The sequence below is a fragment of the Priestia megaterium genome (genome assembly GCF_023824195.1).
Taxonomy (GTDB): domain Bacteria; phylum Bacillota; class Bacilli; order Bacillales; family Bacillaceae_H; genus Priestia; species Priestia megaterium_D.
Genome location: NZ_CP085442.1, coordinates 2,732,132 through 2,755,283 on the forward strand (window position 1 = coordinate 2,732,132; position 23,152 = coordinate 2,755,283).

Here is a 23,152-nt window from a genome sequence, read left to right on the forward strand (position 1 = left end):
ATTTTTAAGAATCGGTTTTTTCAGTAGAAAGAACAGCCTCAATTGATTGCTTCCAGCGGCTTAGTACCTCTTTAGAATCATGAAGCTGAAATTGAATTCCTGATGTTAAAACTGCATATTTTGCGTAATCTTCTTTAACAGCCGCTACTTCTCCCGTAAATAACTCATAGCCTCGTAACACAGAAGCTTCTTTTTTCAGCAAAAGTTTAATATAATAAGCTTTTCCTTCCATAACTAATGTAACGGTTGCCTTATGATTCTGTATCATGTTTGTTGAAGACGTTGTATCTTTCCATACTAACAGCTTGACGCGTGAAGAGCTAATAGCTACCAGCTCTCCTGCGCTAATCATTGCTATATGTGGAAAACCCTCGGATGTCACTGTAGATAGCAGCATCGCATCATGCTGTTTTCTTTCTAAGTCTTTTCCATTTAAAAATACACGCACGGCTTTTGGCAGCGCTGCTTTATTCATTTTACTTACCACCTTTGCTTATTAAGATCGGGGTGGCACAGGAGGCACGTGCGTTGCTAGCGGTACGTCTTTTGGATTGACTTTAAATGGTCGAGGGTATTTTTCAGGATTGGTGATTGTCTCAGGTTCAGAAGAACGCCAGGTAAACAAACACACGTCGCATAAATAAATTTCCCAGGCTCCTTCAACTGGTGATTTAGACACTAAGTTCGCTTGTTTTACTTCACATCTCGGACAAGTATGCATGTCGATTCCTCCTTGTTTATCTTTGCATCATATTTGTTAAGATTTTTTCCCATTTTTCAGTTTCAAGTGGTGTATCTAAAGGCTGAGAATAGTGACCTCTTGTTTCCGGTGCAACCGGTGTTGTAGCATCCAAAATCATTTTATCTGTAATACCAGCCGGCTCAGATCCTGGATCAAGTGGAAGAACTGAGAGATTAGGCACTGTTATAACATCATGTTTTGGGTGCATTTTTGTTGATAGCGCCCACATGACTTGCGGTAAATTAAACGGATCCACGTCTTCATCTACTAAAATAACTAGCTTGCAATATCCTAATCCATGCGGCGTAGTCAATGCCCTCATACCAACAGCCTTAGCAAATCCTCCGTATCGGCTTTTTGTTGAAACGATAGCAACGAGACCATGAGTATACATCGCGTTCACAGCTTCAATCTCTTCAGGATATGCTTCTTTTAGCTGCTGATATAAAGGAACGCTTGTATTGATTCCAATTAAATAATCTGTTTCTGTCCAAGGCATACCGATATATAAACTTTCAAAAATAGGATCTTTACGATGGTATACGCGATTGATTTTGATAACAGGCATGCTTCTGCCACCGGAGTAATGACCTGTAAATTCACCAAAAGGACCTTCATACTCGCGTTCACCAGCTAAGATCTCTCCCTCTAAAATCACTTCTGCTCCCCACGGTACATCTAAATCAGAAAGCTGAGACTTCACAATTCTGTACGGCTCACCTTGAATAGCTCCTGCCATTTCATATTCTGATTGATCGTAATGAAGCGGCGTAGCGGCTGCTGTGACAATCGCAGGTTCACATCCTAAAGCAATTGATACAGGGAGGTTTTCACCTTTTTCTTCGGCTTGTTTCAAGTGAATGGCAATATCATGCTGTGGCACGGGCTGAATGCCTAGACGGTCTTTCCCTTTGACCTGCATACGATATATACCTACGTTTTGTTTGCCGAAATTCTCCTTATCATGCTGATCACGAGAAATGACGCACGCTTTATCTAGATAATAGCCGCCGTCTCCTTGATTTAAGCGAAACAATGGCAAAAGGTCGAATAAGTTGATATCATCTTTAATTTCACACTCATGAAATGGCGCTGTTTCTTCCCTTTTCACTTTGACAGGAAATTTTTCATATCTCCGAGCAAACTCAAAGAACTGTTCTTTTACAGGAGTTGATTTAGGCAGTCCCATCATTAACGCGTGATTTGACCAGGAACCCATTACGTTTAGAGCTACCTTTGCATTGTTGTAACCATAAATATTGGTAAATAATAATCCCGGCGTTTGGTCTCCTAAATTACTGATGGCTTGACCTGCTGAACCTAAATCTGGATCAGGCTGCACTTCATCTGTAACCGTCAGTAGCTGCCCTTCTTTATGTAGCGTATTAAGGAAATCTCTAAAGTCTTTATAAGCCATGTTTATTTTCCTCCTTGTGATAAATGTTTAATTCCATTCCATCTTTTTGCCTCAGGAAGCTCAATTCCTAATTGATCTAACGTTCGAACAGCAATATGGGTGACAATATCCTCAATCGTCTCAGGCTTGTTATAAAATGCCGGCATAGGAGGCACGAGGATAGCTCCCATTTTTGAAAGATCCAGCATGTTTTCTAAATGAATCGTATTCAAAGGCGTTTCTCGAGGAAGTAGCACCAGTGGCTTTCTTTCTTTTAGCATCACATCTGCCGTTCTCGCTATTAAGTTATCTGCTAGTCCCATTCGAATAGATGCTAATGTTTTCATGCTGCAAGGACTAACAATCATTCCATCTATGCGAAAAGAACCGCTCGAAATTTTTGCTGCTTGGTCTTGATATGAATAACAATAATCTGCTAGCACTTCTACTTGCTGAACGCTATAGGGTGTTTCCAGCTTAATTGTGGCATGAGCCCAAGGCGACATGACTAAATGCGTTTCAACAGAAGCCTTCTTCAAAAGCTCTAAAATTCGAATACCTAAAATAGCTCCCGTGGCTCCTGTGATTCCTACAGCTATTTTCATTTCTCTTCCTCCTCTCTGCTTTGGTTACACATTTAACTTTACACTCATTTTCCATACAATTAAAATATTGATAAAATATATAATAATACCTTTAAAGTATGGAGTTGAATACAGTGGAATTAAGACAGTTGCATTATTTTATTGTCATAGCTGAAGAATTAAATGTGACCAAAGCAGCAAAGCGCCTGCATATGGCTCAGCCTCCTTTAAGCAGGCAGCTAAAACAGCTCGAAAATGAGCTAGGTCTTTTGCTTTTTGAACGAAATAATAACAAGCGCTTATTGTTAACGGTAGAAGGAGAGCTTTTTTTAAAACGAGCGAAAGAAATTGTGCAAAGGGTCGAAAAATCAGTATTAGAAGTACAGGAATGTAAAAACGTAACAAATGAAAAACTTGAAATCGGATGTACAATCTACTGTGCATCAACGGTTCTCGATAAGCTAACTCTTATTCAAAAACAGTATCCAAACAGCACATTTAATATCTATGAAAACGAACCAGCTCACTTAAACGAATTATTAACGGAAGGAAAAATTGATGTAGCAGTGACTACTACTGACTTACCTTATAAACATGTCAAAACAAAAACACTTGCACCAGATGTTTTTGTTGTAGCCGTTCCCAAAGAAAGTGGTTATGCAAAAGAAAAGATTTCAGTCGCTGAAATTGCTTCTCTCCCTCTTATTCTTCTTCGCTCAAACCGGGAAATAAGCATATATAATCGCATTGTGAAGGAATTTGAAAAGATGGGTATAACACCTAACATTTTATGCGAATGCCATGATTCAGCGATGCTTCTTAATTTAGTATGTCGTGGCCTTGGTGCTGCCATTGTTCCTTATTCAATGCTTTCCTCTTTTTCACTAGAACATATTAAAATTTTAAACATAGAAGATAATCCATTTGTAATTGAGCCTTTAGTTACGTGGCGTACCGACAGTTATCTTCCCAAAATCGCCCAAGAATTTTTAAAGCTTTTTTAAATATAAATGCACAAAAAAAGGCTTTGCTAAAATAGCAAAGCCTTTTTTTATTTTATATTGATATATGTGACTACATTAACCAAGAAATTAACAGCGGTAATGTAACAAGTGACATAATGGCACTAAGTACGAATGCTGAAGCTGTTTCACCAGCTAGGCTGTCAAAGCGAACTGAAATCATCGCTGCTACAGCTGAACCTGGGAACGCTACTAATAATACTAATTTTACGATGTCAGCTGATGATAGACCCATTGCTGTTGCAATTCCTAACATTACAAGCGGCTGAATAGCCACTTTTAAAATCGCAATACCAAATGCCGCTGGGCTAAATTGAATTTTACGAATACCAATTGTTACCCCAACTGCGAATAGTGCCGCACCAGATGTAATTGAACCGATTTGGTCTAAGCTGCTTGATAGTAAATCTGGAGCTTGGAAGCCACATAATACTAATACTACTGCGATTAACGGAACACAGGCTAATGGTTCAGAAAGACCGTGTAAGATTGATTTAATCGTTACTTTAAATAAGCTTTCTTCTGAATCGCCTTCACTTCTTTCACGTTGTCCAACCGTACCAATAATAGTTGCTAAAGGATCAAGCATAGCATTTACTACGATACCAGTAATGGCGATTGGAATTGCTACTACATCCGCCCCAAACAAGCTACCTAATACTGGAATACCCATAAACGCAAACGTTGGCTGCGTAGAGTTTAAAGAGAACATAGACGCGCCTGTTAATGAGTATTTAAATACATATTTTGCAACAAGTAAGAAAAGAACATAAAATCCAATAATACCAAGAACTAATGCTAGTAAAAACGGCCATTTTTCAATAAGCGTTTGTTTTGATGTTGTTGTAATACCAACAAATAAATGTGCAGGTAACGCAAATTTTGTTACAAGCGTATTTAACCCTTTAGATGTCGTTGCATCAAACTTTTTAAAATACCCTGCTAAATAACCTAGCAAAATAACAAAAAAGATTGGGGTTAAAATAATAAAGATTTGACTAATTTCCATTTTTGAACACTCCATTGTTTAGATTAAAATCAATCATATAATTTTGCTTTCTTAGAAAGATAATTATTTTCTAAGGCTTGTCTATGGATATTGTTTACGTCAGGCCATTCATCTCCCCTTTTGCTAAACATCTCTACAAATATGAAGTAACGTATAATGGTTCATGAAAACGCATGGACTTTGTTTTTCTGCAATCATTTATTTACTTCGAGGCTGTTCATTTAGTTAACATCAAATCACAAAAAACTTGTCATACAATACAGTAACTATACAACCTTAGCAAAAACTTGTCATACAATCATGTTGTTGGCTTACTTAAGCTGAAAAAAAACACCTTCAAATGAAAGATGCTTAATCTTGTGACGAAAGAAAGCTACTTCTGATTGATGAGGAAGAATCTCTAAGAGTTTGAAACTCTCAGTTAAAAAGTTCCATAATTTCACAAAATTTTTACAAACAATCTTACTTATTTGTATATTGCTTTCTGTGACGAATTTATGAACATGTTTTAACTTAACATTTGTAGGGCAATTATTCAATTACATTGCTTAAAATTTTAATGAAAAAAATATTTTAATCCTGCTTTTTTTATACAAAAAGGATTTTAATAGTTATAAAGGCCTATATATTATCGGTTAAAAAGAAGATGATTCATCTATCACCTTCTTTCGCTCACTTTATTTAATAATTACATTTAGATCATAACGTTACTTTATTTTAGCATCAATAATGGAAAAATTGTGTTCTTCTGAAAACCACGTTTTAATTTTTTCTTTTGCTTTCAGTTTAACACCTTCATCAATGTACATGGCAACTTGAATCAATGCAAGCCCCAGAGCTCCTAAATCATCTGTAAATCCAACTCCTGCTGCAAAGTCCGGAATTAAATCTAGAGGAAGAATAAAATAACCTAACGCTCCTATAATGACTGCTTTTGCTTTTGGCGGAATATCAGGTTTTTGCAGCGTGTAGTATAAAAGCAATACGGCATAAACAACGTTTGCTCCCGCTTTTTTACCAAACTTTTTAAGCTTGTCCCAAAATTTTTCTTCCGAATAATATTTGGCTGTTTCCTCTGTACGAACGGGTACAATTTCTTGTTTCTCTTCCATATCGATCACCCTTTCATCACCATATGTACTTATTATAAACGATTATCTCTACCGAATTCCATTGAGAGCTTAAACTCCATAAACCTGCACAAAGCAGGCTTATGAATTTTTTAATGAGTAATGCTTCATAACGATGGTAACTAAGTCATTCAGCGCTGTTTCACTTTTAGAATGATTTTCAAACTGCTGAATGAGATCCATATGTTCAAGGAGCACTTCGTAATTACCCGTCATCTTTCTCAGAACTTCATATGCGGAACTATTCAAATCCACTTGTATTTTCAAATCCTCCAGCTGTACTAGATACTCGTTCCAGCGCTGGTCTTGTTCTAGTAGCAGCCATACAATTTCTTTTATCGCCTTCCGCACATTGGACTCCATCTTTTCATCTCCTTTGATACACAGATATAACAAAGTCTATGAAAAAAACGAGCTTTCTCATTCCCGTATTAAACAAAAAGAGTTCCTTTTATTTTATAACAAGCCCGCTTAAGAGTTCTTCCCATACTTTATCATGGCGCAGCACGTCCATTGAAAAAATAGGTGCATGTAAGACACACGTATAAGGCAAGTCCCAGTTAGCTTCGGACAAAAGTTCTTTTTCACTGTTTGTCAGCAGCAGTATATAGAAATCGTTTTTGACCATTCCCTTTAAGATATGCTCTAATTCTTTCGCTTCTTCATACGTTCCACCCATACGAATAAACAATATACAAGAACTGGTCTCCATCGACGTTAAAAACCGCTCCGTTCTCCGCTCATATTTTTCTTTGACTTCATTATATGAAAGCCAGTTATTCTCTGTATTAATAGACGACGGAAAATCATGAGCAGAATCAATTTGATACACCTTATCACGCAGTCTAAGCGTGGAACCATCTCCGAAAGAACTTATATAGGTTAAGTGTTCATATACAAATAAGTCTTTACAGCGATTTTTCAACAGCTGATTGACACGAGAAAGAGAAACGCTAATACACCAATCAATCACGCCGGCTTGTTTTCGCAAAGAATATTTTTTCATGTATATCCCTGGAAAACAGTTATAGCCTAAACTGTATATCATATCGTACTGCTTGCTTTTTAGTTCATTTAAAGTAACCATATTCACCCTCCCTTCTCCTATAAAATATGACAGCTTTTTATAGAAAGAGGCGGCTTCTGCCTTATACCGTACAAGCTTTTTGCTTCTTAAAAGCTTGTGTAAATAAAGAGCAATAACTTAAAGGAAAATAACCGAAGCAAAATATTTTGGAACTCGAAAGATTATTGTTAAAATACTTGTATTCCATTGAAATAACAAGGCCTATGAAGTCTTTAAAGAAAGAAGATGAAATTGATGAGTAAAGCATTAAAAGATATTCCGATTTCCGTATTGGATCTTTCTCCTGTAGTTGAAGGAGGAACTGTATCTGACTCACTTAGAAATACATTAGATTTAGCTCAGCATGCTGAAAAATGGGGGTATAACCGCTATTGGCTAGCTGAACATCATAATATGACAGGTATCGCAAGCTCCGCTACATCTGTTGTAATTGGTCATGTAGCTGCAGGCACGTCACGTATTCGCGTAGGCTCTGGAGGTATTATGCTTCCTAACCATTCTCCGCTTGTTATTGCTGAGCATTTTGGAACGCTTGAATCACTATTTCCAGGACGTATTGATTTAGGCTTAGGAAGAGCGCCAGGGACAGATCAGCTGACAGCGCAGGCGCTGCGACGCGACCGCAGAAGCGACGGCAGTGACTTCCCAGAACAGCTAGCTGAACTGCAAGAATACTTTAAACCTGCTTCAGAGAGTCAGATGCGCGTTAAAGCCGTTCCCGGTCAAGGTTTAAATATTCCGATTTGGCTGCTTGGCTCAAGCGGTTTTAGCGCACAGCTGTCTGCACAGCTAGGCTTGCCATTTTCATTTGCAAGTCACTTCTCACCTAATAATACAATGACAGCTCTTAACATGTATCGCCGTTATTTTAAGCCGTCCGACGTGTTAGAGAAACCATATGCAATGTTAGGTGTAAACGTAATCGCTGCTGATACAGATAGAGAAGCTGAACGTTTGGCTACTTCTATGCAGCAGCAGTTCCTAAATTTAATTCGAAACACACCGGGTAAACTAAAAGCTCCTGTGGATAATATGGATGAACTATGGACTGACTTTGAAAAAGCTTCTCTTCAACAGCAGCTGGGCTCTTCTATTGTCGGAAGCCCTGAGACGATTAAAGTCAAGCTTGAACAGTTTATTGAAGAAACAGAAGCAGATGAATTGATGATTAACGCTCAAATTTACGATCACAAAGCTCGCCTTCGTTCGTACGAAATTGTTTCTCAGCTGTTCAAATAATAAAAAGGCCGGACACGTCCGGCCTTTTTATTTGCTTTCTGCTGCTTCAAGAAGTAAATCTGCAAGATGAACGGCCCTTACACTTTCTTCTACTCCTTCTCTGACTACCCCTAGCTTCATTTGAATGAGACAGCCCGGGTTTGCTGTTACAATCGTATGTGCATGCGTTTCTTTCACTTTTTCCATTTTGTAATCCAAAATTTGCATAGACATCTCTTGTTCCGTTAAGTTATAAATACCGGCTGAGCCGCAGCAATGATCCGCATTTTCCATTTCATTAAACACCGTTCCGTTAATCGCTTGGATTAATTTTCTCGGTGCGCTGGACGTTTTCATCACGTTTCTTAAATGACACGAGTCTTGATACGTAATAATTTGACTTGGCAGCGATAACTTTTGTTTTTCCACAAACTGCTGCTGCAACAGAATCTCTGAAAAATCTTTGACTTTGGCAGAAAAAGCCGCTGCTCTTTCTTTCCATTCCGGTTCCTCTTTTAATAAATGATCGTATTCTACTAACAGCGCACCGCAGCCTCCTGCATTAAGAACAATATCATCCGCTTGAATGGATTCAAACGCCATAATATTTTGCTTAGCTAACTTCTTTGCCTGATCTTTTTCTCCTCCGTGCGCATGCAGCGCGCCACAGCATGTCTGCACCTCTGGTATGACGACCTTACACCCCGCTTTTTGTAAAAGTGCAATCGTCGCGTTGTTTGTTTCCATAAACATCGTATCCATTAAACACCCTGTAAAAAAAGCAACCGTACGCTCTCTTGTTCCTTCTGCTTCAAATAAAAAAGGACGTTTCTTCATTTCTTTTTTTGTTAGCACAGGCGGAAGCGTTTTTTCCATTTGCGCTAGATTACCAGGAAGGACGTTTAGTATGTTTGTTTTTTGAACAGCTTTTTGCAAGCCGCTTCTTTGATAGAAAGCAAGCAGAGAATGTACATTTTTTAATCGTTCTTTATGCGGAAAAAGCTGTTCAAACACCATATGCCTGAGCGCTTTTACCGGCCATTTATGTCTTTTCTTCTGCTGAATAATATCACGCGCTTCTTCTAATAAGTGTCCGTACTTCACACCCGAAGGACAAACAGGTTCACACGCTCGGCAGCCAAGGCAAAGGTTCAATTGCTTTTCAACGGATTCATCAGGTTCAATAAGTCCATCTACCACTCCTTTCATCAAAGCAATTCTCCCGCGCGGTGACGCTGCTTCATATTGATTCGTTTGGCCATACGTCGGACAGCTTGGCAAACAAAAACCGCATCTCATACAATTCATTAGCTCATCATAATCTAACCGTTCTTTGAACGCTTGCTGAATGTCTTTTGTTGTCGTCATGAACGAACCACCACTCTTTTTCTCGTGTCTTTAGCAAAAATTTTCCCTGGATTCATAATTCCTTGCGGGTCCAAAGCATACTTAATTGCTTTCATCGCAGCTACTCCTTCTCCGCCCATCTTCAATGCCAAATACGGTGCTTTCATTTCTCCCACTCCGTGTTCACCTGTAATCGTTCCTCCAAGCTCAAAGGCTTTATGAAAAATTGCTTCAAAAGCTTGTTCGACGCGGTGAAGCTCTTCTTTGTCACGCGCATCTGTTAAACAAGTCGGATGCAGATTTCCGTCTCCCGCATGACCAAACGTACAGATCTTAACGTTATATGTTACAGCAATTTCATTAATCGCTTTGACCATTTCACTAATTTTAGACCGCGGGACGGTTGCGTCTTCTAAAATCGTCGTTGGCTTCATCCGTGCTAAAGCAGAAAGGGCTGATCTTCTTGCTGTACTTAAAGCTTCTGCTTCTGCTTGCGAAGCCGCTACTTTTACCGATACAGCATTCCCTTCGCTGCAGATGCGTGAAATCATTTCAATATCCCGACTCACTACTTCTGGCGGTCCGTCTTGTTCAATCAACAAGACAGCGTTTACATCTGTTGGGAGACCAACTTGTGCAAAATCTTCTACTACCTCGCACGTCGGCTGATCTAAAAATTCAAGCGTAGCTGGGATAATTTTATGTGCAATAATAGCTGAAACGGTCTTAGCAGCTGCATCCATGTCTTCAAACAGTGCGAGCAGGGTTTGTTTTGTTTCAGGTATTGGAATGAGCTTTAAAATTGCTTCTGTCACAACGCCAAGCGTTCCTTCAGAACCGACAAACAAGTTCGTTAAATCGTATCCAGCTACGTCTTTAGCCAGCTTGCCTCCCGTCTTAATGCAGTCGCCGTTTGCAAGAACTACTTCAAGACCAAGAACGTAATCTTTTGTTACGCCGTATTTTAAGCCTCGTAATCCTCCTGAGCATTCACTGATGTTTCCTCCGATAGTTGATATTTTCATAGAGCTTGGATCAGGAGGGTAAAATAAACCTTTTGCCTCTACAGCGTTAATTAAATCTAAGGTTATAACACCTGGCTGCACGGTAGCGGTTAAATTTTCTTCATCAATTTCCAAAATTTTATTCATTCGATTAAATGTAAGAACAATTCCGCCTTGCGTTGGACACGTTCCTGCGCTTAAATTTGTACCTGAACCTCTTGGAACAATAGGAACATGATCTTCGTTGCATATTGTTAAAATTCTTTTCACTTGTTCTTTGTTTTCAGGCATAATAACCGCATCAGGAAGCGACTGAAAGTTAGGTGTCGCGTCATAAGAGTACACGAGTCTTGCTTCACTGCTATCTTGAAAATTGGCTGATCCTACAACTTCAACGAGCTTTGCTTTTGTTCGTTCATTAAGCATAACGTTCCTCCTTATATATCTCTTAATCTTATTATAGTTGCAGAAGCAACGAGGGACTATGGATAAAAAACTAAAAAAAAGCGCTTTAAAAACTCATTTTTTGTATGTTTATCTAACGAAGGGCGCACTTTACTCTAATAGAGACAGCGCAAGGTAAAAAAGCGTGAGACCCTTTACGCTTTTTGGATCAATGTCTGTTAGTTCTTTCATTTGCTTCAGGCGGTAATGAAGCGTATTGATATGAATATGTAAATCAAACGCCGTTTTTTTTAACGATTGATCGTTGGCTAAATAGCATTTCAGCGTTTCGAGAAGCTCTTTTTCTTTTTGAATGGAAGAAAGCACTCGACTCAAGAATTCCTTTTTTACAGGTTCAGAAACGTCTTCTAAAATCATGTCCATCAGCAGCTCCTCATAAAAAACAACGGTTTGACGTTTTGAAGCCACTTTAAGCGCTTTTTTCGCTTCTTCATATGAAGCATGCAAATTGAATTGCTCCGCTGGCTTTCCTACGCCAATGGTTATCGTAACTTGATTATTTGCTTGAATATACTGCTGACATTTTTTTAATTCCTTTTTAAATCCTTGCCTTGCCTTTTCACCTACAGCCTCTTTAAGTAAAAGCAAGCGATCGTATCCCCAATTTGCGATATAATCTCCTTCACCTTTATGACTTTCAAACCAGTAGCGAATCATTTCTTGTACCTGCTGCTGCTTATTTTTCGAAAGAGATGAGTCAATTTGAAACAGCGTGCAGCCATAAGCACTGTCTACTTGTACTCCTAAAATATGGCCTCGTTCAATAAATTCTGCATCTACTTGCTGGCTATAAATCCATTCACGAAAAAAAGCTTCCACTCCTTTATTTTCCCATTCCTTCGTTTCTATGTAGTATGCTTCGCGAATAATTAACTCTGTTAATCTTCGAATAATGTCTGCAAAAGGCTCAACAGCTTCTGGAGTACCTGTGATGCCAATAACGCCAATAATGTCTCCTTGATAACTGATGGGCAAGTTAATGCCAGGCTTAACTCCTTTTAAATCTGCTGCTTCTTTTTTGAAGATATATAGTTTTTGCTTTTTTTGCATCACGTTCCACGCGCCTTCATGAAAAAAACCAACCCGCTTTTCTTCTGTAGACGCAATAATAATTCCGCGTGTATCCGTTACAATCACATGTTCTTTCATCACCAGCTGCACTTCTTTTATAATTTTCTTCGATAGTTCAGACACTAGCTGCACGTTGTTTACACCTCACCTATCATCAATTAAAAGAGCTGAAAGAATTGTTTTCTCTCAGCCCGCTTTTTTTATTATGCGTTCACTTTTTCAGCTTTTTTTAGCACTTTAAAAAATTCTTTCATAAATTTAGGTAAATCCGGCCAAGCTTGTCCGGTTACTAAGTTTCTGTCTACGTGAAGCGTCTGTTCAACAAATACAGCACCCGCCGCTTCTACTTCTGGTCGGCAAGCAGGATACGCTGTCACTTCTCTGTCCTGTAGATACTCTCTAACCGTCGTTAACACGAGCTGACCATGACAAATAACGCCTAAAGGTTTATTTTCTTTTAAAAAATGCGCGGCAATTTCCTGAACTTTTGTGTTCATTCGAATGTATTCAGGCGCCCGTCCTCCAGGAATAATAAGTCCATCATAATCAGCGGGATCAACTTCATCGACAGAAGCGTGAGAATCAATTTTATATCCCGTTTTCTCTGTGAATGTTTCCATTTCTGGAAGGAAATCATGGACAACCGTTTGGAGCTTCTTTTTCACGGGAGAAGCAATGGTACACTGAATATCTTCTTCTAAACAGCGATAATACGGATAAAAAACTTCTAAAGCCTCCACGGCATCTCCTGTTAAAATTAAGACACGTTTACTCATCTTTTATCACCTTTTCTTTCTTAATGTCGTCATTTACTTCTTCTCTCAAGCTGCTTTCCATTCCTGCTTTTCCCCCTATGAATAATAAAAAAAAGCAGGGCCTTCATTCCTTATCAGGAATGTCAGCCTTGCTTTTTATCTTGTAATCTTTTTAATTCAGCTGTTAATTCAATAAACCAAGCTTTGTCTTTCGTTAGCAGCGCGAGATCAATTAATGAAAGAATTTGCTCTTCGTGCGCCGTTTTTTGAAGGGGAAGCTTCTCTATTTTTTCGTCCATCATGCCAATGGTTGTGCCGACCATTTTTTCATCATCACTTTTCACAACGTTGATTAGTGCTGCTTTTTTAGACGGATTAATCGTTTTAATATATCCATATATAAGTTCACCGTCGCGAGACTTTCCTTTGACCCAGTCGCCTACTTTTAAATTTCCTTCAAATAGCTTCACAGTCATTCTCCTTTCTTCATAAACATGCTAAGAATTAATGTAACGGCATATAGTATTGCAGAAAGTAGTGTAATCATAATACTTACAGTTTAGAAAGTCAAAGAATCTGTTTTATAGCCAAAAGCTTGATATACAACTAAATCACTGCAACAATAAAAAAATCCGAACGATTCATCGTTCGGATCTTTCTTCAACTAAACTCAGCCTCTTTATTTGTTATACGAGTCCAGTTAAGCTGTAGATTCCAATGATTAAGAAACATGCAAGCGTTTTTATAACAGTGATGGCAAAAATATCTCGGTAAGACTGCTTGTGGGTTAACCCGGTAATAGCAAGCAGGGTAATAACGGCTCCGTTATGAGGAAGCGTATCCATACCGCCTGATGCCATCGCTACAACTCTGTGCATAACTTCAGGAGGAATGTTGTATTGATTAATAGCTTCTACATACTTATCTCCCATCGCACTAAGCGCAATTCCCATACCTCCAGAAGCAGAGCCTGTAATACCGGCTAAAATATTTGTCGTAACGGCTCCATTGACAAGCGGATTTGTAAACGTATGTGAAATACCGTCACGAACGGTTGCAAAGCCAGGAAGAGATGAAATAACGCCACCAAAGCCGTACTCAGCTCCCGTGTTCATCGCAGCGAGAAGCGCTCCGCCAATACTTGCGTTAAGACCCGCTTGGAAACCGGTGGTCACTCTCTTCCAGTCATACGCAATCGTTGCAATAATTCCAATAACAAGTGCCAACTCCACTGACCAAATACCGACAACTGCGGTTAAATCTACTTTTCCGAACGCTTCAAGGCCAATTTTGGCAAAATCAAAACCGTCTGGATACCATTTTGGAATAGAAACAGTAAAAAATTTGTTTGCAACCCCTACAAGCACGAGCGGAACAAATGCAAGAATCTGTCTTGCTACGCTAGGTTCATAGTTAGGTTCTGTAGAAGGCACAGACTCTTTTTCTAGCTCTGCAGCAGCCGCTAGTTCGTTATTAAATCCGTAGTAGCCTTCTCCAGCTTTTCTTGCTTTTTTGCTTCGGCTTTCTAAATACCAAAGACCTAAGCTAAAGACAATAACCGATCCGATAATCCCCAGTGTCGGAGCAGCATAGATGTCTGTTTTAAAAAAAGTCGTTGGAATAACGTTTTGAATTTGCGGTGTACCCGGAAGTGCATCCATGGTAAACGAAATAGCTCCTAATGCAATCGTTCCCGGTACTAATCGTTTTGGAATATTCGCTTCGCGGAATAAGTTAGCCGCAAACGGATAAACTGCAAACGCAACAACGAATAAACTTACTCCGCTGTAGGTTAAGATTGCCCCCATTAAAACAATAGCCAAGATGGCGCGTTTAGCCCCTACTACTTTGACAATTGTTTTCGCAATCGACTCAGCCACTCCAGACATTTCAACCATCTTTCCGAAGACTGCTCCTAATAGAAAGACAGGGAAGTAGTTTTTAATAAACCCAACCATTTTCTCCATAAAAACGTTTGAGAAAAATGGGAGTGCATAGCTTGGTTCCGTTAAAATAACAGCTAGCAGCGCACAAAGTGGAGCAAACAAAATAACTGAAAATCCGCGGTAAGCAACCAGCATCAAAAGCCCCAGAGACAGCAAAATAATCAGCAAATCCATAACGTTTCCCCTTTCATCCCTCATTCAATTTGTCTTGAATTTATCTTATTTTTTATAAATTGCAGACTCAAACTCATATTCATAGCACGTGTAATACAGCTGGATAATTTCTTCTGCCGTCGGTACAACCGGATGGTTAGCAGGACTTCCGCTTTGAATCGCATCCGCTGCCATTTTCTCAACCGCCGCGTAAAATAGCTGACGATCAATGCCCCACGATTGAAGATTAGGAACCTCTAAGTCGATACAAAGCTGCTTGATGGCTTCAATTAACACATCTGCTCCTTCTTTTTTTGTATATGATACGTTCGGGAAAAGAGCTTGCCCTATTTCACCTAAACGATCGATTGAAGCCTCTTTTGTATAGTCCAAAACCGCAGGCAGGAGCATCGCATTAGAAATACCGTGCGGCACATGGAATAACGCGCCAATAGGTCGTGACATACCGTGCACTAGAGCAACGGATGAATTTGAAAACGCCATTCCCGCCAGCATAGAAGCATAGGCCATTTCGTTTCTTGCTTGAACATTTTCTCCATTTCTGTACACAAGACGGATATTTTTCATGATTAACTCAATTGCTTGAAGCGCAAGTGAATCTGTAAACGGATGTGCTTTTTTAGACAAATACGCTTCCACTGCATGACTGAGTGCATCAATTCCTGTAGCTGCCGTCACGTGTTTTGGACATGATAGAGTTAATAACGGATCAACAATGGCTGTATCAGGCAATAATTGAGGCCTTGCGAGCATCATTTTTACATCGTACGCCGTGTCTGTAATAACCGTCGCTTTAGTCACTTCTGAGCCTGTTCCAGCAGTCGTAGGCACGGCAACCAAAGGAAGAGGGCTATCTTGAAAATCTTGTTGACTTTGAAAATACGTTCGTAGATGCCCTTCATTTGTCATCATAATGGCAACCGCTTTTCCAGTATCGATACAGCTGCCTCCCCCTAAGGCAATAACCACATCGCACTGCTCCGTTTTACATATAACAAGCGCTTCATCTAGATGAATATCCGTCGGCTCTGAATTCACGCCTGTATACACGGCACAGTCCATGCCAGCCTCTGCTAAGTAACGACGGCAAGCTTCTACATTGCCTGCTTTCACCATAACGCCATCACTTATAAGCAATGCCTTTGTCCCAAGCAGTGCAGCCTGTTCTCCAATTTTAGAAAATGATCCTCCTCCATATAAAACCGTGCGTGGTACAAGTAGTTCATAAATTCCCACTGTTTTTCCCCCTTTGTTATCTCGCTGACAATCTCTCCTTCCGTATTTTCATGCTGACTTATGTAAGCGATTTCATTTATTTGTGCAAAAAACCAACATGAACTTCGTTTTTCTCCCCTATTTATTCTCTTTTTGTATACCCCTTTCCTCTTTCATTCTAAAATTTCATCTTATATTTTTCAATCTTTTTTTGTAACTTTTAAAAAATTACAAAAAAAGCCAGAGGTATTCTCTGACTTTACCATTTAAATAAACTTTTGAACAGTATTATTTCGATTTAATTTATAAATAGACAGCAGGAAAAAAACGAGTGCAAAAGCTAGTAAAATGCTGATATTTAACCATAGGCTGCTTAAAGCAGCTCCTTGTTGAACACTTTTTAACGTGCTTAATACCCACGTTTGAGGAAGAAAATCGGCTATTTTCTGCATCACATCCGGCATAAATTCAGGCGGGAAAAAGCACCCTGAGAGCAAACAAGTTGGCGTAATAATAAGCGTTTGAAGACCGTTCGCTGCTTTTGAGCTTTCTGTAAAAGCAATAATTACAAGAGACAAGCCGATGGCTACTAGACCAAACAGAACTAAAATGAAAAACAGCTGCCACACGGGAATGTTCATATCTACGTGAAAAAGAGTCGTAATACAAACAAGTGTAATCATTACTTGCAGAGTTAATAAAATCATGTTTGTAATAACATTGGATATCACGTATTGCCTTGCGCTAACTGGCGAAGCTAATAGTCTAAAATACGTGCGCTGCTCTTTTTCTTTTGTGATAAGAGCCGATAGATTCACCGCAGAAAAAAGCATAAACATAATTAAATACCCAATTGTCTGCTTGACAATGTTTTGATCGGTTCCTTTGTCTTCAAGGGCATGCGTAGAGACGTGGAATGGCGCTTTTTGATAATTCTCATACATTTGTTTAAACGCAGCATCGTCGCCTTCAGCAGCTTGATTCAGCGCAGAAATATTATCAATATATTGATACAAATAAGACTTAATAAAGCTCGTTACTTCTGCTCCTTTTATTGAAGTGATTGTAATATGATCTGGTTTGTTCGCTTTGACGCTGTCAGAAAACCCTTTTTCAAAGGTAATAACAGCATCAACTTTCTTTGACATAATCTCATGATCCACTTCTTTGTCAGTGAGCATTTTAACATTTGTTTTATGCAGCCCTTTTAAAAACTGAACGGTATCTTTTGTAATATCCGTTGAGTCGTGATTGACAACTCCGATATTCACCGAAGTCCCTCCTGCATTTCCATAAATAAGAACGGACATTAAAACCCCTGCAATAGGCAAACCAATAACAAGCACAAGCGTCCTTTTGTTTCTAAGCAGCATATTTCTTAGCATATTTGTTACAAGCCAAATGATATTTTTCATGTTATAACCCCTCTCTTTTTCTCAAAAGCACAATTGCTATGCCCAAGAATAAAATAGAGAAGCCTACATTCAACCCAATAACTGAAAGAGAAGCGCCGATATCATTTGTATAAATCAATTTAATAAGTCCATTATTCATCCAGGTTAAAGGTGATACATTGACGAAGCCCTCTCCAGATCCATTTTGAAAATAGGTTCCTCCCACAATACACGACACTTGAATAACAACCATAATAATTGCTCTTGACGCCGCTTCTGTCTTCGTAAGGTAGCTAACTCCTAATCCAAAGCTAATGGCAAAAAGAATTTGAGATACTAACATCAGCAGTACTAGGAGTAAATGATCTCCCCAGTTGGCATCAAAAAAATATTTAGTCGACATAATGACGACTAATACACAAATGGCGTGAACCAAAACAGTACCTAAAATTTTCCCGACAAAAATTTCAGCGGTTTTAATCGGCGCGGCTACTAATCGACTAGCTGTATTTCGCATACGCTCTCCTCTAATTAAATAACTCGCTGAGATAGATCCGTACAAAACAATCATAGTTGTCATTGAAATGGCGTAGTAGTCTATTGAATTTGGCTGTTTTTGAGAATGAAGAGATGTTTCTTGAATATAGTCATGCTTAGACTCACGGAGCAGATTCTCCACTTGCTGAGGATTTACTTTTGCTACTTCCATAGCCACGTTATACTTATCAACAAACGTGCTTAACATACCTTGCACCATGTTAAATTCAATGCTGTTTTCACCATTTCCGTAGAGATCAATGCCTTGGTCTTTCACTTCTACATAAGCTGTATAGCGCTGTTCTTTTACTTCTTTTTTTCCATCCTGATTTTTTTTCAGCACTTTAAAATGAATGCCCGATTTTTCTGCATGGGCAGCAAACTGCTTAAAAGCAGCAGATTCCTCATTACTTGTGTCGATTTTATAGAGAACGTAACTGTCGTCTATCTTCATATCGTTATTAAAGGCTTGAGACAAAGCTGTTCCTAAAATAAGGACAAGAGCTAGCGGAAAGAGAATCATAAAGATAAATGCACGCTTATCCCGCAGATCACTTTTCATTTCTTTCAAAGCAATTGCAATAATATTCATTCCTCATTCCTCCTTTCTTTTATAAATCTCTTAGACTGCGCCCTGTGAGCGTCAGAAAGACCGTCTCTAAATTTGGGGCTTGTTCTTTAACTGCTTTAATTTCGATATGATGCGTCATTAAATAATGAATGACTTTGTTCAAGTTATTCACTTCGGCGCTTGAATTAATTTTAATGATTCCATCTTCATGCGTAACGGCTGTTACGCCTGGAATGTCTTTTAGACCGCTGCAATCTATATCATCCGCTTCTTTTATTTCAATCCAAATATCTTTTGTATCGGTGATAATAGCTTTTAGCTGCTCTTTTGTTCCTTCAGCAATAATTTTGCCGTGATCAATAATCGCAATCTTTGTACATACCTCTTCTACTTCTTCCATATAGTGACTCGTATAAATGATTGTGCTTCCCATTTCATTTAGCTTTTTTACAGATGTTAAAATATAATTTCGCGACTGAGGATCAATGCCAACCGTCGGTTCATCCATAATGATAAGCTTTGGGCGATGAGCAATTGCGCATGCGATATTTAACCTTCTTTTCATTCCTCCTGAAAAGCTTTTCGGATTCTCCTTTTGTTTATCTAAAAGCCCTACAAACGCTAAAGCTTCTTCGACTCGTTCGTTAAGAAGTGCCCCTCTTAATCCGTAGAGGCCTGCAAAAAACTTCACATTTTCATAGGCTGTCAAATCTTCATAAATCGCTAAGTCCTGCGGAACAATTCCAATGTTCATCTTTACGAAATTTCGGTGTTTCTTTATATTTTTTCCAAGTACTTCAATATCGCCGCTGTTGCTTTGAAGCAGACTAGCTACCATATGAATCGTTGTGCTTTTTCCTGCTCCGTTTGTTCCTAAAAAGCCGAATATATCTCCTTCTTCTACTTGTAAAGACAAATTATCTACCGCAATAAAATCTCCAAATTTCTTTGTTAATTTTTGAATTGATAATACGTTCATCATTTCACCTCTAGTGTGTTGGTATATCCTTATTTTATGAAAAAAAGGCAAACTTACGTCAGTGCATAAGTTCACCTTTTTCACATGAGAAATCTCATTATTTACGTATGAAGTTTCTCACCTATCGGCAGCAGTGTTGTAACAGAAAATCCGTTTGCCCCATCAACGATCACCGTTCCGTTAATGGAAGCGGCTCGCTCTTCCATTCCTGCTATGCCAAGGCCTTTTTGAAACAAGTGAGCCCCTTTTCCATTGTCTTTGACTTCTACTTTAACCATTTTATTTAGTACATGAAGCTCAATGGCAATCATCGTTGCTTCTGCATATTTCAAGGCATTCGTAATAGCTTCCGTTATATTTTCATGGATAATTTTCCACTGAAGAGGGGTGATAAGATCCAAATTCCCTTTGTATACAAGAGGCATTGCGATACTATGTTTGGCCTCAAATTCCCCAATAAATAATTTAAGCCTGCTGATTCCTATTTGCTCAGCGGGAGGCTTTATACTTTTTAACGTTAACCTAATTTCTTCAATGCCTTCTTTCGAAATCGTAATCGCATTTTGAAGAAGAGACAGCGCTTTTTCTTCATCTTGCTTCATTACGTGCTTTGCTGCCTCCATTTGAATAAGCGCTCCTGTCATTGAATGCCCAATCTTATCATGAATTTCCTGCGATAATCGATTTCGCTCTTCTAATTTTGAAGCATATTGAGACTGTCTCACATACTCTTTATTTTCATTCACGTGCTTTTGCAGCTTTTGCATACTTACTCTCATTTCATCGAGCTTTTGTTCATAATTGATTGTTCGCTTTTGATAGAGAGCTGCTCCTGTATAAATAAAGAAAGTAAACGCAGCGACTAAAACATACAGAGCGCTAATATCAGAAGGAACAAGCAGCACTGGAAGCAAAACAACAAGCAGCACCATCCATTTTTTTGCGACTGATTCTCCAATAAGCTCACAAAGGTTTAGCGGCAAAAGAAGAAAAAACAAAGGATGAAGTTTATACGCACAATATAGAATAAGGACAATTGAAATAGCAATAAGCATGCGCTTGATCACGCTCTTTTTCATAATGGACGCTGCAATATTAACACAGCTGTAAAGAAGCAGTGCTAACACAATAGCTGAAATCGAGTGTACATAATTAAACTGAATGTACGTAATAGCCAAAAACAGTATAAGGATGAGCTTAGTCATCATTAATCCGACTTCCATAGCGCTACTTCCCTTTACCGGTTAAATAATAAATAGCAATTTGAGTGCGGTGCTCAAGTCCCGTTTTACTTAAAATCGAACTAATATAGTTTGCTACGGTACCTTCTGAAATAAAAAGCGTTTTAGAAATTTCTTTATTTGAAAGCCCCTTGGCAATCAGCGTCATAATGCTTGTTTCACGCTCTGTAAACTGTGTCATATCCGCTTTTGACTCGCGCTCAGTTGCAGCGTTTAAACTTGATTTAATCTTATCAAGCACAACATCTTGCAGCACGGTATGTCCGTTGAACACACTTTTGATTGCGTCTCGAATGCGCTCTGGCTCTGTATTTTTTAACAAGTAGCCTTTAGCCCCGTTTTTTACAGCATCAATAATGTATTCATCGTCATCAAACGTAGTTAAAATAAGCGGCTTTGCTTTCGTTGACTCTGAAATAAGCTTTGTAGCCTCTACGCCGTCCATAACAGGCATTCTTACATCTAACAATGCAATATCGACGGAATGATTCTTGCAATATTGAACGGCTTCCTGACCATCTTTTAAAGTAGCGACAACGTCGAATTCCTCGTATGTATTTAATATAATTTTCATTCCTTCTCGAATAAACGAATTATCATCTGCAATAATAATATGGATTTTCATTTCTGTAAGTGATAATACCTCACCTTTTTTCACATCCTTCTTTAACATCCATCCGCATGCTTCTCATTTATTGTATCCATAATAAACCAAAAGTTCAATGCGATCTTTCGCAGTCTTTCTAAGCACTAAAAAAGAGCAAACCTCCGCAGGTTTACTCTTTTTCACCATTACTTCTGGGCTAACTTGATCACTGTTTCTAAAAGTACATTTACACCTTTTTCGCATTCTTCCCAAGGAGTGAACTCTTCTTCACAATGACTTTTTCCGTTTACGCTCGGAATAAAAATCATAGCCGTCGGAATATAGCTAGCTAAAAACTGGGCATCATGTCCAGCTCCGCTAACCATTCGCTTATAGGAATACCCAAGCGAACGAACGGATTCTTCCACTTCATCGCAAACGGTTTTATCGAACCACACGGTATCTCGTCCCCAAAGCTTGGTCACCCGCACTTCGCAGCCTTCTAGCAGCTCCGCTTGATCAGGCAGTGATTGAATAATTTTTTCCACAGATGCAATGACATCTTCATCCGTATGTCTCGCTTCAAGCGAAAAAATAACTTTATTTGGAATCACGGTATGAATATTAGGCAGTACATTCATGCGCCCCATTGTATAGACCAAATTTGAATCTAATCTACCGAGCTCATGACGAGCTTCAGCAATTAAATTATTGGTTGCAAAAAGAGCATCTTTTCGCATGTCCATCGGCGTCGTCCCGGCGTGGTCTGACTCCCCGGTAACTTCAATTTCATAACATACCATGCCGAGCACGCACTCCACTACACCGATTGATTTGGCTTCTCGTTCTAAAATAGGCCCTTGCTCAATATGTAATTCTACAAATGCCGATGCTTCAGTAAGACGGTTACTCGTATCGCCTTCATATCCGCATGATTGAAGAGCTTGCTCAAACGTCACGCCGTCAACATCCGTCTTCTTCATCATAACGTCTTTTTGAAATTTGCCCGATAAAATACCTGAAGCCATCATAGAAGGCTCAAAACGTGCTCCTTCTTCATTCGTAAAGTTAACAATGGTAATCGGCACCTTCGGCTTAATATTATGTTCAACCAGCGTTCTTACTAACTCTAATCCTGCAACTACACCGAGGATTCCGTCAAACCTTCCGCCTTTTTTTACGCTGTCCATGTGTGAGCCAATCACAACAGGCGGCTTATCTTCTAGTCCTTCAAGCGTGGCGTAAATACATCCAAGATCATCAATTTTAATATCCATTCCAAGGTCACGGCAGCATGAACAAAAATAGTCTCGTGCTAAGCGGTCTTCTTCTGACAGCGCTAAGCGGGTTACACCGTTATTAGGTGTTCGTCCATAATCGGCAAATCGTTCAAGCGTATTTTTTAACCTTTCTCCATTCACTGCTACTTTTTGTCGTTGCAACTCAACCACTCTCCTCATTATTTGGTTATAAAGTGCGTCTAAGGTGCGGGGTTAATGAATATCATTCATTATGACATAAAATAGGCGATATCACTTGAAGTCTGTTAGAACCCCTTCCATTGTTTTTATAATGAAAGTACGCAGCTTGCCTTATGTATCTATTAGCTTCAAAACGTAAATTTCCTGCTTTTTTCTATGAATAATGCACGCGTTATTTATGCATTTTTATTATAAAAA

23 protein-coding genes are annotated in these 23,152 nt (G+C 39.0%); 2 read left to right on the forward strand and 21 right to left on the reverse strand.

Going from position 1 to position 23,152, the window contains the following annotated elements; all coding sequences use genetic code 11:
* Positions 1-4 precede the first annotated feature (4 nt).
* From LIS78_RS13840 to LIS78_RS13855, 4 genes are read right to left on the reverse strand one after another with little or no spacing between them, the layout of a single operon-like run.
* Positions 5-475, reverse strand: coding sequence for a hypothetical protein (locus LIS78_RS13840; protein ID WP_252283801.1), 471 nt, complete (start codon positions 473-475; stop codon positions 5-7).
* Between the two features lie 21 nt (positions 476-496).
* Positions 497-721, reverse strand: a complete 225-nt coding sequence (locus LIS78_RS13845) for a non-oxidative hydroxyarylic acid decarboxylases subunit D (protein WP_252283802.1) — start codon at positions 719-721, stop codon at positions 497-499.
* A 16-nt stretch (positions 722-737) separates the two neighbouring features.
* Entirely contained in the window at positions 738-2,159 is a 1,422-nt protein-coding gene (locus LIS78_RS13850; protein ID WP_252283803.1) for a non-oxidative hydroxyarylic acid decarboxylases subunit C, read from the reverse strand.
* A gap of 2 nt (positions 2,160-2,161) precedes the next feature.
* Positions 2,162-2,743 (reverse strand): non-oxidative hydroxyarylic acid decarboxylases subunit B, encoded by a 582-nt coding sequence (locus LIS78_RS13855; RefSeq protein WP_252283804.1) that lies wholly within the window; start codon positions 2,741-2,743, stop codon positions 2,162-2,164.
* Between the two features lie 113 nt (positions 2,744-2,856).
* On the opposite strand from LIS78_RS13855, the gene LIS78_RS13860 reads away from it, so the two are divergent.
* Complete coding sequence (locus LIS78_RS13860) at positions 2,857-3,726, forward strand: LysR family transcriptional regulator (RefSeq protein WP_029322153.1); 870 nt, start codon at positions 2,857-2,859, stop codon at positions 3,724-3,726.
* Positions 3,727-3,796: 70 nt separating this feature from the next.
* Here the strand turns inward: LIS78_RS13860 and LIS78_RS13865 are convergent, their stop codons facing one another.
* From LIS78_RS13865 to LIS78_RS13880, 4 genes are all read right to left on the reverse strand, one after another.
* A complete protein-coding gene (locus LIS78_RS13865) occupies positions 3,797-4,753 on the reverse strand; it encodes an AEC family transporter (protein WP_057245090.1) in 957 nt (318 codons plus the stop codon).
* 707 nt (positions 4,754-5,460) lie between these two features.
* Positions 5,461-5,865, reverse strand: coding sequence for a YkvA family protein (locus LIS78_RS13870; RefSeq protein WP_013057340.1), 405 nt, complete (start codon positions 5,863-5,865; stop codon positions 5,461-5,463).
* A 99-nt stretch (positions 5,866-5,964) separates the two neighbouring features.
* Positions 5,965-6,246, reverse strand: a complete 282-nt coding sequence (locus tag LIS78_RS13875; RefSeq protein ID WP_013083437.1) for a hypothetical protein — start codon at positions 6,244-6,246, stop codon at positions 5,965-5,967.
* An 88-nt stretch (positions 6,247-6,334) separates the two neighbouring features.
* Complete coding sequence (locus LIS78_RS13880) at positions 6,335-6,970, reverse strand: DUF1796 family putative cysteine peptidase (protein WP_252285344.1); 636 nt, start codon at positions 6,968-6,970, stop codon at positions 6,335-6,337.
* 234 nt (positions 6,971-7,204) lie between these two features.
* On the opposite strand from LIS78_RS13880, the gene LIS78_RS13885 reads away from it, so the two are divergent.
* Positions 7,205-8,209, forward strand: coding sequence for an LLM class flavin-dependent oxidoreductase (locus LIS78_RS13885; protein ID WP_074680799.1), 1,005 nt, complete (start codon positions 7,205-7,207; stop codon positions 8,207-8,209).
* Between the two features lie 27 nt (positions 8,210-8,236).
* Here LIS78_RS13885 and LIS78_RS13890 read toward each other — a convergent pair whose 3' ends face one another.
* The 13 genes from LIS78_RS13890 to LIS78_RS13950 all read right to left on the reverse strand — a co-directional run bounded on the left by LIS78_RS13890 (position 8,237) and on the right by LIS78_RS13950 (position 22,915).
* Positions 8,237-9,556 (reverse strand): (Fe-S)-binding protein, encoded by a 1,320-nt coding sequence (locus LIS78_RS13890; RefSeq protein WP_252283805.1) that lies wholly within the window; start codon positions 9,554-9,556, stop codon positions 8,237-8,239.
* A complete protein-coding gene (gene glcD, locus LIS78_RS13895) occupies positions 9,553-10,965 on the reverse strand; it encodes a glycolate oxidase subunit GlcD (protein WP_252283806.1) in 1,413 nt (470 codons plus the stop codon). The genes LIS78_RS13890 and glcD overlap by 4 nt, the downstream gene beginning before the upstream one ends.
* Before the next feature lie 129 nt (positions 10,966-11,094).
* Entirely contained in the window at positions 11,095-12,207 is a 1,113-nt protein-coding gene (locus LIS78_RS13900; RefSeq protein ID WP_252283808.1) for a CdaR family transcriptional regulator, read from the reverse strand.
* Between the two features lie 71 nt (positions 12,208-12,278).
* Positions 12,279-12,851, reverse strand: a complete 573-nt coding sequence (locus tag LIS78_RS13905; RefSeq protein ID WP_116071821.1) for a DJ-1/PfpI family protein — start codon at positions 12,849-12,851, stop codon at positions 12,279-12,281.
* A 122-nt stretch (positions 12,852-12,973) separates the two neighbouring features.
* Positions 12,974-13,300 (reverse strand): IDEAL domain-containing protein, encoded by a 327-nt coding sequence (locus tag LIS78_RS13910; RefSeq protein ID WP_057236107.1) that lies wholly within the window; start codon positions 13,298-13,300, stop codon positions 12,974-12,976.
* Between the two features lie 216 nt (positions 13,301-13,516).
* Positions 13,517-14,950, reverse strand: a complete 1,434-nt coding sequence (locus LIS78_RS13915) for a GntP family permease (protein WP_195783006.1) — start codon at positions 14,948-14,950, stop codon at positions 13,517-13,519.
* 45 nt (positions 14,951-14,995) lie between these two features.
* Positions 14,996-16,186, reverse strand: coding sequence for an iron-containing alcohol dehydrogenase (locus LIS78_RS13920; RefSeq protein ID WP_252283809.1), 1,191 nt, complete (start codon positions 16,184-16,186; stop codon positions 14,996-14,998).
* A gap of 245 nt (positions 16,187-16,431) precedes the next feature.
* Positions 16,432-17,580 (reverse strand): ABC transporter permease, encoded by a 1,149-nt coding sequence (locus LIS78_RS13925; protein WP_252283811.1) that lies wholly within the window; start codon positions 17,578-17,580, stop codon positions 16,432-16,434.
* 1 nt (position 17,581) lies between these two features.
* Positions 17,582-18,688 (reverse strand): ABC transporter permease, encoded by a 1,107-nt coding sequence (locus tag LIS78_RS13930; RefSeq protein ID WP_252283812.1) that lies wholly within the window; start codon positions 18,686-18,688, stop codon positions 17,582-17,584.
* A gap of 19 nt (positions 18,689-18,707) precedes the next feature.
* A complete protein-coding gene (locus tag LIS78_RS13935) occupies positions 18,708-19,646 on the reverse strand; it encodes an ABC transporter ATP-binding protein (protein WP_252283813.1) in 939 nt (312 codons plus the stop codon).
* Positions 19,647-19,747: 101 nt separating this feature from the next.
* The gene (locus LIS78_RS13940) at positions 19,748-20,869 is read right to left on the reverse strand and encodes a sensor histidine kinase (protein WP_252283814.1); all 1,122 of its coding nucleotides are present in this window, start codon (positions 20,867-20,869) and stop codon (positions 19,748-19,750) included.
* Positions 20,870-20,873: 4 nt separating this feature from the next.
* Positions 20,874-21,512 carry a response regulator gene (locus LIS78_RS13945; protein WP_252285345.1) on the reverse strand — a complete coding sequence of 213 codons (639 nt, stop codon included), beginning with the start codon at positions 21,510-21,512 and terminating at the stop codon, positions 20,874-20,876.
* Between the two features lie 167 nt (positions 21,513-21,679).
* Positions 21,680-22,915, reverse strand: a complete 1,236-nt coding sequence (locus LIS78_RS13950; protein ID WP_252283815.1) for a Zn-dependent hydrolase — start codon at positions 22,913-22,915, stop codon at positions 21,680-21,682.
* Positions 22,916-23,152 lie beyond the last annotated feature (237 nt).

Excerpts from the sequence above, each read along its gene's own strand:
- LIS78_RS13840 (WP_252283801.1), bottom strand. The coding sequence starts at position 475 with ATGAATAAAGCAGCGCTGCCAAAAGCCGTGCGTGTATTTTTAAATGGA.
- LIS78_RS13845 (WP_252283802.1), bottom strand. The coding sequence starts at position 721 with ATGCATACTTGTCCGAGATGTGAAGTAAAACAAGCGAACTTAGTGTCT.
- LIS78_RS13850 (WP_252283803.1), bottom strand. The coding sequence starts at position 2,159 with ATGGCTTATAAAGACTTTAGAGATTTCCTTAATACGCTACATAAAGAA.
- LIS78_RS13855 (WP_252283804.1), bottom strand. The coding sequence starts at position 2,743 with ATGAAAATAGCTGTAGGAATCACAGGAGCCACGGGAGCTATTTTAGGT.
- LIS78_RS13865 (WP_057245090.1), bottom strand. The coding sequence starts at position 4,753 with ATGGAAATTAGTCAAATCTTTATTATTTTAACCCCAATCTTTTTTGTT.
- LIS78_RS13870 (WP_013057340.1), bottom strand. The coding sequence starts at position 5,865 with ATGGAAGAGAAACAAGAAATTGTACCCGTTCGTACAGAGGAAACAGCC.
- LIS78_RS13875 (WP_013083437.1), bottom strand. The coding sequence starts at position 6,246 with ATGGAGTCCAATGTGCGGAAGGCGATAAAAGAAATTGTATGGCTGCTA.
- LIS78_RS13880 (WP_252285344.1), bottom strand. The coding sequence starts at position 6,970 with ATGGTTACTTTAAATGAACTAAAAAGCAAGCAGTACGATATGATATAC.
- LIS78_RS13885 (WP_074680799.1), top strand. The coding sequence starts at position 7,205 with ATGAGTAAAGCATTAAAAGATATTCCGATTTCCGTATTGGATCTTTCT.
- LIS78_RS13890 (WP_252283805.1), bottom strand. The coding sequence starts at position 9,556 with ATGACGACAACAAAAGACATTCAGCAAGCGTTCAAAGAACGGTTAGAT.
- glcD (WP_252283806.1), bottom strand. The coding sequence starts at position 10,965 with ATGCTTAATGAACGAACAAAAGCAAAGCTCGTTGAAGTTGTAGGATCA.
- LIS78_RS13905 (WP_116071821.1), bottom strand. The coding sequence starts at position 12,851 with ATGAGTAAACGTGTCTTAATTTTAACAGGAGATGCCGTGGAGGCTTTA.
- LIS78_RS13915 (WP_195783006.1), bottom strand. The coding sequence starts at position 14,950 with ATGGATTTGCTGATTATTTTGCTGTCTCTGGGGCTTTTGATGCTGGTT.
- LIS78_RS13925 (WP_252283811.1), bottom strand. The coding sequence starts at position 17,580 with ATGAAAAATATCATTTGGCTTGTAACAAATATGCTAAGAAATATGCTG.
- LIS78_RS13930 (WP_252283812.1), bottom strand. The coding sequence starts at position 18,688 with ATGAATATTATTGCAATTGCTTTGAAAGAAATGAAAAGTGATCTGCGG.
- LIS78_RS13935 (WP_252283813.1), bottom strand. The coding sequence starts at position 19,646 with ATGAACGTATTATCAATTCAAAAATTAACAAAGAAATTTGGAGATTTT.
- LIS78_RS13940 (WP_252283814.1), bottom strand. The coding sequence starts at position 20,869 with ATGGAAGTCGGATTAATGATGACTAAGCTCATCCTTATACTGTTTTTG.
- LIS78_RS13945 (WP_252285345.1), bottom strand. The coding sequence starts at position 21,512 with ATGAAAATCCATATTATTATTGCAGATGATAATTCGTTTATTCGAGAA.